General features: G+C 67.8%; 8 protein-coding genes and 1 pseudogene. 6 read left to right on the top strand and 3 right to left on the bottom strand.

Annotation, left to right across the window (positions count from 1 at the left end; translation table 11 throughout):
- Positions 1–12: 12 nt before the first annotated feature.
- On the bottom strand, positions 13–378 hold the full coding sequence (gene nirD, locus QF036_RS08105; protein ID WP_307100798.1) for a nitrite reductase small subunit NirD: 366 nt from the start codon (positions 376–378) through the stop codon (positions 13–15).
- 294 nt (positions 379–672) lie between these two features.
- Here nirD and nirB point away from each other — a divergent pair.
- The 6 genes and pseudogenes from nirB (at position 673) to QF036_RS08075 (ending at position 7,793) form a co-directional block, all read left to right on the top strand.
- Positions 673–3,305: pseudogene (gene nirB / locus QF036_RS08100) on the top strand (nitrite reductase large subunit NirB).
- A gap of 1 nt (position 3,306) precedes the next feature.
- Positions 3,307–4,341, top strand: coding sequence for a uroporphyrinogen-III C-methyltransferase (cobA, locus tag QF036_RS08095; protein WP_307100796.1), 1,035 nt, complete (start codon positions 3,307–3,309; stop codon positions 4,339–4,341).
- Between the two features lie 14 nt (positions 4,342–4,355).
- A complete protein-coding gene (locus QF036_RS08090; RefSeq protein ID WP_307105839.1) occupies positions 4,356–5,525 on the top strand; it encodes a uroporphyrinogen-III synthase in 1,170 nt (389 codons plus the stop codon).
- Between the two features lie 259 nt (positions 5,526–5,784).
- Positions 5,785–6,684: an FAD-dependent oxidoreductase gene (locus QF036_RS08085; RefSeq protein WP_307100794.1), complete on the top strand. Its 900-nt coding sequence runs from the start codon at positions 5,785–5,787 to the stop codon at positions 6,682–6,684.
- An 85-nt stretch (positions 6,685–6,769) separates the two neighbouring features.
- Positions 6,770–7,513, top strand: a complete 744-nt coding sequence (deoC, locus tag QF036_RS08080) for a deoxyribose-phosphate aldolase (protein ID WP_307100792.1) — start codon at positions 6,770–6,772, stop codon at positions 7,511–7,513.
- Positions 7,514–7,559: 46 nt separating this feature from the next.
- Positions 7,560–7,793, top strand: a complete 234-nt coding sequence (locus tag QF036_RS08075) for a hypothetical protein (protein WP_307100790.1) — start codon at positions 7,560–7,562, stop codon at positions 7,791–7,793.
- Between the two features lie 74 nt (positions 7,794–7,867).
- On the opposite strand, the gene QF036_RS08070 is transcribed toward QF036_RS08075, so the two are convergent.
- Positions 7,868–8,689, bottom strand: coding sequence for a metal-dependent hydrolase (locus tag QF036_RS08070; protein ID WP_307105837.1), 822 nt, complete (start codon positions 8,687–8,689; stop codon positions 7,868–7,870).
- 5 nt (positions 8,690–8,694) lie between these two features.
- Positions 8,695–12,471, bottom strand: a complete 3,777-nt coding sequence (mfd, locus tag QF036_RS08065) for a transcription-repair coupling factor (protein WP_307100789.1) — start codon at positions 12,469–12,471, stop codon at positions 8,695–8,697.
- Between the last annotated feature and the right edge of the window lie 156 nt (positions 12,472–12,627).

The following is a 12,627-nucleotide window of genomic DNA, read 5'->3' as shown; positions in this document are numbered from 1 at the left end:
GGCCCTGGGACTTTAGAGCTCAACCTCGATGAAGCCGTCCACGATGCGGGTGCCGTACGCGGCCAGGCGAAGGTCCTCGTTGCCGAAGCACTCGCCCGTTTCGAGGTCGTAGACCTCCTTGTGGAGCGGCGAGGCGATCGTGGGGCGTGCGCCGCGTGATCCGAGGATGCCGCGTGCCATGACGAAGGCGCCGGTGGCCGGGTCCTCCTGCGCTACGGCGAAAACCTCACTGGGGCCTGTGCGGAACAGGGCCACTTGCCGGCCGGCCACGAGTGCCGCTTCGCCCCAGGACAGTTCCAAGTCCTCCACCGCACAGACACGGTGCCAGCCTGCTGCATATCCGGTGGCGAGATCCTCAAGTTCCAGTGTTGCCGTCATGTCCGGCTCCTCTCCCTTTGCGTGCTTTCCGGCGGCGGGCCGGTCCTGCAAGACGTGAAATTGCGCCTGCTGTAGCCGCCGCTGCGGCCGTATACCAAAGCTAGGGTGACGGTGTTTCGACGGGGTGCAGTCAATGTGTCGGGAACGTAAAAGACACCTCACATGGCCCGAAACAATCCCGTGATGCAGAAGTTAAGTTCACGAAACAATTGGGAAACTGAAGCGAAACTGCGTCTCCCTAGTCTGGATGGACAAGCTGCAGAGCACCGTCTGCGGCCCAGCGAAAGGCCCACAGTGACCGAACAGACTTCAACCTCATCGACTCCGCGCCGCATCGTGGTCGCCGGCGGCGGCCCTGCAGCCCACCGTTTTGCGGACGCAATGCATGCCCGTGGCCTCGATGGCTGGCATGTCACGGTCCTCACTGAGGAAGCCCACCTCCCCTACGACCGGGTTGCGCTCTCCAAGGCCCTCACCGACATGGACTACGACCTCACCCTGGGTGAGGCGGCCATGTGGGACCACGCCAACGTGGAGCTGAAGACCGGCGAGCGGGTAGTCAAGATCAATGCCGAAGCCAAGACGGTGGAAACCGCTGCCGGCAACACCTATGAATACGACGAACTGGTAGTTGCAACCGGTTCTAATGCAGCCCGCCTGCCAATCCCCGGCGCCGAGCTCACGCACGTGTACCGCACGCTTGAAGACGTCTGGGCCATTAACAAGACCATCGCCGAGCTCACGGAAAAGCTCGGCCGCAAGGTCAACGCCGTCACCATCGGTGGCGGCCTCCTCGGCCTCGAGTCCGCCGCCGGCACGGAGCAGCTCGGCGCCAACCCGATCGTCATTGACGGTTCGCAGTGGCTGATGGCCACGCAGCTCGACGAAGGAGCGGGCCAGGCAATGGGCCGTCTCATCAAAGCCAAGGGCTTTGAAGTCCACGGCGGCGTCTTCCCCTCAGAAGTCCTGTCCGACGGCGAGGGCCAGGTCACGGGCGTCCTCATGGCCGACGGCCGCATCATCGAAGCCGACATGGTGATCGTCGCCATCGGCGTCCGGCCCCGCGATGAGCTCTTCCGCGCCGCCGAGGGCGAAGAGCAAATCTTCTCACTGGGCCAGCGCGGCGGCGTGGTCATCAACGACTACTGCGCCACCGAAGTACCGGGCATCTGGGCCATTGGTGAAGTAGCTAACTTCGGCGGCATGTGCCTGGGCCTGGTTGCGCCCGCCAACACCATGGCAGAGATCGTGGCCGACCGCCTGCACGGCGGGGATGCCACCTTCCCCGGCTTCGACACCGCCACCAAGCTCAAGCTGTCCGGCGTGGATGTAGCCAGCTTCGGCGCGACGCCTTCGCCAAGACCGAGCACGCCCTCGAAATCGTCTACGCAGACCCCGCCCGCGGCGTCTACCAGAAGATTGTCACCACGGACGACGCCAAGACCCTCCTGGGCGGCATCTTCGTGGGCGACGCCTCGCCGTACATGAGCCTTCGCCCGCTGCTGGGCCGCGAACTTCCCGCCGAACCCGGTGCGTTCCTCAGCGCCGCCGGCGGCGGCGACGCCCCCGAGACCGAACTGCCGGACGACGCCACCCTGTGCTCCTGCAACAACGTCACGGCAGGAACCATCCGCGACGCCATCAACGGCTGCGGCGCCTGCGACGGCAACGCCCCCGTCCAGGAACTCGGCGAACTCAAGGGCTGCACCCGCGCCGGAACCCAGTGCGGCTCGTGCGTGCCGATGCTCAAGAAGCTGCTGGAAACCGAACTGACCAAGTCCGGCGTCGAGGTTTCGAAGGCCCTGTGCGAGCACATCGAGCTGTCCCGCCAGGAACTGTTCGACGCCATCCGCGTCCTGGAGCTGACCTCCTTCGAGGAGATCATGGCCAAGTACGGCACCGGCGCAGGCTGCGACATCTGCAAGCCGACCATCGCCAACATTCTGGCCAGCCAGAACAGCGCCTACGTCCTGGACGCCGGCCGCGGCACCCTGCAGGACACCAACGACCGTGCGCTGGCCAACATGCAGAAGGACGGCACCTACTCGGTGGTCCCCCGCATCGCCGGCGGCGAGATCACCCCGAAGAAGCTCGGCGTCATCGCCGCCGTCGCTGAAAAGTACAACCTGTACACCAAGATCACCGGCGGCCAGCGGATCGACATGTTCGGTGCCCGGCTGGAGCAGCTCCCGGAAATCTGGAAGGAACTGGTGGACGCCGGCTTCGAATCCGGCCAGGCCTACGGCAAGAGCCTGCGCACAGTGAAGTCCTGCGTCGGTTCCACCTGGTGCCGCTTCGGCGTCCAGGACTCGGTGGCCATGGCCATCCAGCTGGAACTTCGCTACCGCGGCCTCCGCAGCCCGCACAAGCTCAAGATGGGCGTGTCCGGCTGCGCCCGCGAATGTGCCGAGGCCCGCGGCAAGGACGTCGGCGTTATCGCCACCGCCGACGGCTGGAACCTGTACGTCGGCGGCAACGGCGGTGCCACCCCGGCGCATGCCCAGCTGCTGGCCAAGGACCTCGACGACGAGACGCTCATCAAGTACATCGACCGCTACTTCATGTACTACATCCGCACCGCCGACCGCCTGCAGCGCACCGCTCGCTGGCAGGAGGAGCTCGACGGCGGCATCAAGCACGTCGAGGACGTGGTGGTGCATGACACCCTGGGCATCGCCGAGGAGCTCGAGGCGGCCATGGCCAAGCACGTTGACACCTACGTCGACGAGTGGGCTGACACCCTGACGGATCCCGAGCGCCTGCGCCGGTTCCGCTCCTTCGTCAACGCCCCGGACCAGAAGGACGACTCCATTACCTTCGTCCCCGATGAGCGCGGCCAGATGCGCCCGGCCACGGCAGAGGAAAAAGGCAAAGTGCTGATCGGGGCTTCCATCCCCATGAGGCCCCGCGATGAGAACGAGGTATAGCATGCAGCTCAGCATTGATCTCACCGGCCGCGAAGTCCTGGTCACCGGCTCCGACCACGCCGCCCGCCAGGCCGTCCGCCGCTACAAGGCGGCCGGCGCCGTCGTCTCCCGCCTCAGCACCCCGCACGGTGCCGGCCATGACGGCCCCTTGCCCGAGCGCCCGTTCCTGGTCGCAGCAGTCAACGACGGCCAGCCGGGCTGGGAGGCCCTGCTGGAGCGGTGCCGCGCCACCGGCATCCCTGTTTCCGCCGAACCGGCTGCAGGCCCGGTGGGCCACGTCACGCTGGTCGGCGGCGGCCCCGGCACCACCGAACTGCTGACCGTGGCGGCCGTCAAGGCCCTGCGTGATGCCGACGTCGTGTTCTACGACCGTTTGGCCCCCTATCAGGAACTGCCCTCCCTGACCTCGGCCGAACTGGTGGATGTGGGCAAGAAGCCCGGGCACCACAAGGTCAGCCAGGGCGACATCGAAAAGCTCATGGTCGCTTCCGCCCTGGAAGGCAACAACGTGGTCCGGCTCAAGGGCGGGGACCCCTACGTCTTCGGCCGCGGCGGGGAGGAAGTTGCCTCGTGCGTCGCCGCCGGCGTGCCCGTCCGCGTGATCTCTGGCGTCACCAGTGCGATCTCCGTTCCGGCAGCTGCCGGAATCCCCGTCACGCACCGCGAAGTCAGCCACATGTTCACGGTTGTTTCCGGCCATGCCCCGCTGACCGAGAAGGAACTCACCCACCTCGCAGGGCTGGGCGGCACTATCGTGGTGCTTATGGGAATTGGAACGCTGCACCACCTGGCCGCGGGCCTGCGCCGGGCCGGGATGCGCACGGACATGCCCATGGCTGTGGTGGAGCGCGGCTACCGGCCGGGCCAGAAGACCACCATCGCGGAACTGGGCACCATCACTACTGCCGCCGCCGGCTGCAGCAACCCCGCCGTCCTGGTGATCGGCGAGGTGGTGCGGGTGGCTGAGGCCAACCGCGGGCATGCCGAGGCCGCGGCGGAGCTCGACCGCCTGGCGGCCTCGCTGCTGGGTTCGTGATAGGCATGAACGCAATGAATGCACTGGCCCCCACTGAAACAGCCCCCACGGAGACAGCACCCACCGAGACAGCGCCGGAGGCACCTGCTGCCGAAGCCCCCTTGGAGGGTTTCCGGATTGGTGTGACATCCCACCGCCGTTCGCGGGACCTCATCGAGGCCCTGGAACGCCGCGGCGCCGAGGTGCTGCATGCCCCGGCCCTGAAGATCGCCCCGGTAAACGAGGACATCAGCCTCATCGAGGACACCAAGGCGATCATCGCGGCCAAGCCCGACCTCTGCATCGCCACCACCGCCTACGGCATGCGCCGCTGGTGCGAGGCGGCGGACGCGTCCGGGATCGGTGAGCAGCTGCTGGAAACCCTGGGCGCCTGCCGGATGTTCGTCCGCGGACCCAAGGCCCGCGGCGCCGTGCGCGCGGCCGGCCTGGCCGACGTCGGAATCAGCAGCGACGAGACCACGGCGACGCTGGTGGACATGCTGCTGGCGGAGGGCGTGCGCGGCAAGACCGTTGCAGTGCAGCTACACGGCTACACGGATGTCCGCCAGCTGGAACGGCTGCGCATGTCCGGCGCCACGGTGCTGACCGTGACCCCGTACCGCTGGGTCAAGCCCGACGGCGCCGACCGGCTCCCCCGCCTGATCGAGGCGGCGTGCAGCGGCAACCTGGACGTCCTGACGTTCACGAGTGCCCCCGCGGTGGACGCCATGTGGAGCACGGCCCATGAGATGGGGCTGTACAAACAGCTGGTGGAGAGCCTCAAGACCACGGTAACGACCGCCGTCGTCGGTCCGGTGACGGCGCAGCCGCTGCTGGACGCCGGCATCACTCCCCTGGTGCCGGAGCGGTTCCGGATGGGTGCGCTGATCCGGCTGGTGTGCGAGCACCTCGCGCTGAACCACGTGCGCCGCCTCGACACGCGCTCCGGAAACGTGGAACTGCGCGGCCGGTCGCTGCGCATTGACGGCGAGGCCGTGGAGATCGCCCCGGCGCCGCTGCTGCTGCTCCGCGCGCTCCTGGGCGCCGGCGGTGCGGTCCTGTCCCGGGAGTCGCTCTCCGAGCTCCTGGAACTGCGCGGCTCGGTGCACGCGCTGGACATGACGGTCAGCCGGCTCCGCTCCTCCCTGCCGGACGGCAAGCTCGTGGAGACCGTGGTGAAGCGCGGATACCGCATCCGCGTCTAGCTCCCGCACCAGCCCCGGCGTGACGCAAATAACAGAGGGAGTTTTTGTACAGATAACGGCCCCAAAACGTGGTTTAGGGCGCGATATCTGTACAAAAACTCCCTTTTGTTACCGGGTGGTAAAAAGCAGCGAACAGCCGGGGACAATTCCGCAATGGCAGGGAAACACCCGTGAAAAACGCTCCCCCTAGGCTGGGTCCCATCAGCACAACAGGGCCCGAGACCGGCCCGCCTGGTGCAGCATTCGAAAGGGCCCGCACATGTCCGCTCCGGCACAGTTTCCGTCCATCGCCACCGTTCCCTCCACCGATCCCTCATCCGGACCGGCCGCTGACGCCGCTTCGAAAATCCTCATCGCCGGTGCCGGCCCGGCCGCCCAGGCGCTGGTGGCCCAGTTGGCCGCGGCACAGTTCTCCGGGACCGTGACGGTGCTGAGCAGCCGGGACGACGCCCCTGACGACCTGCTGGAACTGGCCGCCCTGCCGTTTGTCTCCGTGCGCTTCGGCCAGCCCGCCAGCCACATCGACGCCACCGCCAAGGTGGTCACCACCGCCGACGGCATGGAATTCTCGTACGACGAGCTGGTCATCGCCACCGGCTCGGCCCCGGTGCACTCGCCGGTGGACGGCTCCGGCCGCTGCCTCAACTACTCCACCATCGATGACGCCGCCAGGATCGGCCACGCCGTCAAGGAAGTCACCCGGGTCCTCGGCCGCAGGCCGCTGGGCATCCTGGTGGGCACCGGTCCCGCCGCCGGCCAGGCCGAAGCGGTGCTCCGCGCCCGCGGCGTCCGGCCGGTCCGCACCACTGCCCGGCCCGCCGCCGTCGTGCCAACCCTTGCCGGCTCCGTGCTGCCGGCCGCCGGCGTCGTGTTCGAGGACGGCAGCCGCATGAACGGCGACCTCGTGGTCCTCGCCGAGGACCGCACGCCCCGGGACGGCCTGGCCGCCGCCGCTGGCGTGGAGACGGCAGCGTCAGGCGGGATCGTCGTCGGCCGCGACTTCCGCTCCTCCGTGCCGGGCATCTGGGCCATCGGCGACGCGGCAGCGTTCGACGGCGTGCGGCTGGGCCTGCTGGTGGCGTCCGGGTCCGCTGCCGGCGTCTGCGCGGCCGAGCTCATGGCGGCACTTTCGGTGGGGCAGCTGGCTACCGCTGCCTAGCTTTCCTGCTGTGGCAGGATGGTTCGCAAGGACGCCGCGACACCCGGGGGCGTCCTTCGGCCAACAGCCCATGGAAAGGACCAGCATGAGCAACGAAGCCAGCCCCGGAACGGGCACCGCCACCAGCCCCGCAGGATCTCCCGGCGAGGGTAGCGGGGCGCCGGGCATCGCTTCCTTCATCGACCACACGCTGCTGAAGCCGGACGCCAGCGAGGGGGAAATCCTCAAGGTGTGCGCCGAGGCCGCCGAGTACAAATTCAAGTCGGTGTGCGTGAACCCGGTGTGGGTCAAGACGGTCAAGACGGCACTCAAGGGCACCGGCGTGCTCACCTGTTCCGTGGTGGGTTTCCCGCTGGGCGCCACGCCCAGCGACGTCAAGGCCTTCGAGGCGCGCGGTGCCGTGCTGGACGGTGCCGACGAAGTGGACATGGTCATCGACATCGCTGCGGCCAGGGCCTCGGACAGGGGCGCCCTGGTGGACGACATCAAGGCCGTTGCCGAGGCCGTCCACGCCGGAGAGGCGATCCTCAAGGTCATCATCGAGACTGCCCTGCTCAGCGATGACCAGAAGGTCCTGGCCTGCGAAGCGGCCGTGGAGGCCGGCGCCGATTTCGTCAAGACCTCCACGGGCTTCAACGGCGGCGGCGCCACCGCCGGGGACATCGCCCTCATGCGGCGCACCGTGGGCCCGGACCTGGGTGTCAAGGCCTCCGGCGGCGTGCGGTCCCTCGAGGACGCACAGGCTATGATTGCTGCAGGTGCAACACGTATTGGCGCCAGCTCCGGTATTGCAATCGTCAAAGGCGAACAGGGTTCGTCTGCGTACTGACCGGCGGCAGCCACAGTTTGAGCCCCGCGGGGCCGAGGAGGAATGAATGTCCAGCAAGATCGACCAGCAAGTAAAGACGCCCCAGAACGAGAACACCCTGGCCGGCAGCATCGTTCTCTTCGTGGTGATCATGGCCCTGTTCCTGGGTGCCATCTACTCGCTGTCCTTCCTGTCCCTGGAGAACCCGTGGCCGATGGCTGTGTGCCTTGGCCTTTTCGCCCTCGCATTCTGGATCCCGCAGACCATCACGGGCCGCTCCGATTCGGCCGGCGAATACTAAAGACCAACCTGAACTAAAAAACCGAAGCCCCGGACTGTGCGAACTGTCCGGGGCTTCAGTTTTTAACGAATGAATCAGGGCAGTCCCAGCAGGCTGCTGGCCAGCCGGCCGGCCAGGGCCAGCGCCGCAGGAAAATGCGTGCCTGCCAGCGACCACGCCGCCAGGCACATTCCCACCATGGCGTAGCCGCTCACCGGTATCAGCACCAGCCATTCCCGCCGGGACCCCGCCCGGCCCAGCAGCGGGATGGAGAACGCGCCGTTGGGCCGCCAGAAGTTCCGCAACACCCACATCCGGCGGAGGAACCTTGGCGGTTTGATCACCAGCGGCCAGAGGAGCGGAACGCCGCCGGTGGTCACCATGTCGCCAACGATGTGCACCACGACGCCGATCAGCATGGACATGGGCAGCCAGGTCCACTGGTGGGGCGCAAACCAGGTCACCAGGCCGGCCATGGCCAAGGCAAAGACCCAGTTGGCGATCCACCCGGACTTCGGAAACAGTTTCAGCGCCTTGGCGGCGATGTTGATCATGAACATGCACAGCAGCCCGGCACCAACGGACAGCACACCCCACGGCGTGTCCACCTGGATCTGCGCCGCAACGGCGGCGAGCAGCACGAACATGGCCGCCCCCAGCACCGAATGCGTGCCCTGCCGGTGGCCGCCGCTGGCATTCTCGATGCCCACGGCGATCATGTTGGACAGCGGCGGCAGCGAGTGTGCCACGGTGCTGGAGCGGTGGTCCCAGTCGCACACCAGGGCGGTGCCCGCCGTCGCCATGCCGCCGATCAGCACACCGGTGGTGTCCAGCGGGTACCAGCCCAGGGTGTACGGCCCCGTCGCGGCAATAGCCACCCACGCCGCGGCTCCTGACGCGGCGTGGTGTCCTCCCATCACGGCTAGCCCTTTGTGGCTTCGAGCGGGACGGGGGCGTCGGCGAAAATGTTGCGAATGACACCGTCGGCCCATTCCAGGATTTCGGCGTCCTGCAGGTCGCGGCCGCCGATCCTTGCCGTTTTCGGCTTGGGGATGAGCACGGCGTCGAGGGCCGGCTTGGACTGGGAGCCGGGGTACATGCGGTTGAGCCGCATGGTCTTCGATTCGGGCAGCTGGGCCGGGGAGAACCGGATGAAGTTTCCCTGCAGGGCGACGTCGGAGAGCCCGGCTTCGCGGGCACCCACCCGGAAGCGCGCGACGGCGACCAGGTTCTGTGCGGGCAGCGGCGGCTCGCCGTAGCGGTCCACGAGCTCGGCGAGGACCTCGTCGATGGCCTCGTTGGTGACGGCGGACGCCAGCTTCCGGTAGGCCTCCAGCCGCAGCCGTTCGCCCGGGACGTAGTCGTGCGGCAGGTGCGCGTTGACCGGCAGCTCGATCTTCATCTCGGCGGCCTTCTCCTCGGCCTCACCGCGGTATTCGGCCACGGCTTCGCCCACCAGCCGGATGTAGAGGTCGAAGCCGACGCCCTGGATGTGGCCCGACTGCTCACCGCCCAGCAGGTTGCCGGCGCCGCGGATTTCCAGGTCCTTCATGGCCAGCTGCATGCCCGCGCCGAGCTCGTTGTGGGTGGCCACGGCCTTGAGCCGTTCCAGCGCCACCTCGCCCAGCGGCTTCTCGGAGGGGTAGAGGAAGTAGGCGTAGGCCCGTTCGCGTCCGCGGCCCACGCGCCCGCGCAGCTGGTGGAGCTGCGACAGGCCGTACTTGTCCGCGCCGTCCACGATCAGGGTGTTGGCGTTGGAGATGTCCAGGCCGGTTTCGATGATCGTGGTGCACACCAGGACGTCGAAGCGCTTCTCCCAGAAGTCCACGATGATCTGCTCCAGCCGGCTCTCGGACATCTTGCCGTGAGCCACCTCGACCCTGGCTTCGGGGACGAGTTCGCGGATTTTGGCCGCGGTCTTTTCGATCGTGGACACGCGGTTGTGCACGAAGAACACCTGGCCCTCGCGCATCAGCTCGCGGCGGATGGCGGCGGAAGTCTGCTTGTCCGTGTACGGCCCCACATAGGTGAGCACGGGATGGCGCTCCTCCGGCGGGGTGGCCAGGGTGGACGTTTCGCGGATGCCGGTCAGCGACATTTCGAGCGTACGCGGGATCGGGGTGGCGCTCATGGCCAGGACGTCCACGTTGGTGCGCATCTTCTTCAGCGCTTCCTTGTGTTCGACGCCGAAGCGCTGCTCCTCGTCCACGATCACCAGGCCCAGGTCCTTGAACTCAAAGTCCTTGGACAGCAGCCGGTGCGTGCCGATCACCACGTCCACGGAGCCGTTCTTCACGCCCTCGACGGTTTCCTTGGCCTCCTTGGACGCCTGGAACCTGGACAGCGGCTTCACGCGCAGTGGGAACCCGGAGAACCGCTCCGTGAACGTCTCGTAGTGCTGCTGCGCGAGCAGCGTGGTGGGCACCAGCACCGCCACCTGCTTGCCGTCCTGCACGGCCTTGAAGGCGGCGCGGACGGCGATCTCGGTCTTGCCGTAGCCGACGTCGCCGGAGACCAGCCGGTCCATGGGGATCTCCCGCTCCATGTCGGCCTTGACCTCGTTGATGGTGGTGAGCTGGTCCGGGGTCTCCACGTACGGGAAGGCCTCCTCCAGCTCACGCTGCCACGGCGTGTCCGGGGCGAAGGCATGGCCGCGGGACGCCATCCGGGCCGAATAGAGCCGGATGAGCTCGCCGGCGATTTCCTTGACCGCCCGGCGCGCCTTGGACTTGGTGCTGGCCCAGTCCGCGCCACCCATCTTGCTGAGCACGGGGGTGTCGCCGCCGACGTAGCGGGTCACCTGGTCCAGCTGGTCGGTGGGCACAAACAGCCGGTCCCCCGGCGCCCCGCGCTTCGACGGCGCGTATTCCAGCACCAGGTACTCGCGCACGCCGATTGAATTTTTTGAGCCCCCGACAGTCACATTGCGCTGGATGAGCTCCACGAACCGCCCGATGCCGTGCTGCTCGTGCACCACATGGTCCCCGGCCACCAGCTGCAGCGGATCCACGGCGTTCCGCCGCTTGGAGGGCATGCGGCGCATGTCCTTCGTGGAGCCCGCGGAGGTGCGGCCGAGCAGGTCGGCCTCGGTCAGGAGCCCGAGTTTCAGTCCGTCCAGGACAAAACCGCGTCCGACGACGGCGGTGGTCACTTCGATGATCCCCGCCTGGGGTTCGTGGTCCAGTGTGTCCACCCGGGCGCAGGGGATGTCGGCGTCGTGGAATAGCTCGGCCAGGCGCTGCGCCGGGCCCGGGCCTTCGGTGGCCACCACGATCCGCCACTGGTCCCGCACGTGCGAGCCGATGAAATCCATCATTTCCGCCACGTCGCCCTGGTACCCGCGCGGTTCACGGGCGTGGAGGTTGAGCACGTCGATGTCCGGTGCCAGTTCCTCGTCCGTGGCCAGCGACGTGATGGACCACCAGGACACCTCGTGCCCGAGGGCCGCGGAGCGGGTCTCTGCGAGCGAGCGGAAACTGGCGGAATGCAGGGCCGCCGACGCCTGCGAGCTCAGATCCAGCGGTGCAGTTCCGCCGTCGGAGGCCGTGGACCACGCGGCTTCCAGGAACTCCTCGTTGGTGGCGGCGAGGTCGTGCGCGCGGGTGCGGACCTTCTCCGGTTCGATGACCACCGAGATGGAACCCGGGGGCAGCTGTTCCATGAACGGGACCATGGCGTCCACGAGGACAGGCGCCAGCGATTCCATGCCTTCCACGGCAATGCCGCCAGCGATCTTCTCCAGCATGTCGGCGGCAGCGGGCAGCTGGGACTTCAGCGTCGCAGCCCGGGACATCACCGAGGGGGTGATGAGGATTTCGCGGCAGGGTGGAGCATGGAGTTCGGTGGGGTGATGCACGCCGGGGGCGGACAGCGAGCGCTGGTCGGCGACGGCGAACCAGCGCATCTGGTCCACCTCATCGCCGAAGAACTCAACCCGGATGGGGTGGTCCTCGGTGGGCGGGAAGACGTCCAGCATGCCGCCGCGGACAGCGAACTCGCCGCGGCGGGTCACCATGTCCACGCGGGCGTAGGCGGCGTCTGCAAGGTTCTTGACGACACTGCTGAAGGGCGCCTCCTGGCCGACCTTCAGGGTCACCGGAACCAGGTCCCCCAGGCCGGCCACGATCGGCTGGAGCACGGCACGGACGGGGGCCACGACCACCCGGAGGGGTCCCGCTGCGTTTTCCCGGTGCGCAGCGTCTGCCGTATGTGCTGGGTCTTCGGAGTGCGCTGAGTCTTCGGGATGGGCCAGGCGCCGCAGGACCGACAGCCGGCGGCCCACCGTGTCCGAGCGCGGGGACAGCCGCTCATGCGGGAGGGTTTCCCAACTGGGGAACTCGGCCACGGCGTTGGCGGGCAAGTAGGCGCGGAGCGCGGCGGCAAGATCCTCGGCCTCGCGTCCCGTGGCGGTGACCGCCAGGACAACACCCGGCGCGGCGTGGTCAGCGGCGGAGCCCCCATTTCCTGCAGCGTTCAGCAGGCCGTCCGCCATCTCCGCCAGGAGCACCGGCCGCAGGCCTGCCGGGGCGCTGATCTGGTAGTCCTCGCTGCGGACACTGAAGCTCCTCCCCGCCTCGGACTGCACGCGGGCGAACGTCCTGTCCGCATGAAGGACGCGGCGCAAGCCATTGAGGGGCAAGCCATTGGAGGGCTGGCCTTTGGGGCGCTGGCCGCTGGGGCTCTGGCCTTTGGAGCTCATGGGCAGGATCTCCTGGAATCTCATTCGAACGCAGGCAACACGAAAAGCCGAGATTCTTGCGAATGCCGGGGCCTCCAGCCTACCCCTGAGGGCACACCGGCGGCATCCGGGCCCCGGATGCCGCATTGCTAAGCTTGCTGAGCACGTGAAGTCCAG

Origin of the sequence: Arthrobacter globiformis (genome assembly GCF_030817195.1) — a bacterium.
GTDB classification, from domain to species: domain Bacteria; phylum Actinomycetota; class Actinomycetes; order Actinomycetales; family Micrococcaceae; genus Arthrobacter; species Arthrobacter globiformis_D.
Note: the sequence above shows the minus strand (reverse complement) of the source record. Positions and strands in the feature narration are given on the sequence as shown.

Bases quoted from the DNA above. Each gene is read 5' to 3' on its own strand.
- nirD (WP_307100798.1), bottom strand. From the start codon at position 378: ATGACGGCAACACTGGAACTTGAGGATCTCGCCACCGGATATGCAGCA.
- cobA (WP_307100796.1), top strand. From the start codon at position 3,307: ATGCAGCTCAGCATTGATCTCACCGGCCGCGAAGTCCTGGTCACCGGC.
- QF036_RS08090 (WP_307105839.1), top strand. From the start codon at position 4,356: ATGAATGCACTGGCCCCCACTGAAACAGCCCCCACGGAGACAGCACCC.
- QF036_RS08085 (WP_307100794.1), top strand. From the start codon at position 5,785: ATGTCCGCTCCGGCACAGTTTCCGTCCATCGCCACCGTTCCCTCCACC.
- deoC (WP_307100792.1), top strand. From the start codon at position 6,770: ATGAGCAACGAAGCCAGCCCCGGAACGGGCACCGCCACCAGCCCCGCA.
- QF036_RS08075 (WP_307100790.1), top strand. From the start codon at position 7,560: ATGTCCAGCAAGATCGACCAGCAAGTAAAGACGCCCCAGAACGAGAAC.
- QF036_RS08070 (WP_307105837.1), bottom strand. From the start codon at position 8,689: ATGGGAGGACACCACGCCGCGTCAGGAGCCGCGGCGTGGGTGGCTATT.
- mfd (WP_307100789.1), bottom strand. From the start codon at position 12,471: ATGAGCTCCAAAGGCCAGAGCCCCAGCGGCCAGCGCCCCAAAGGCCAG.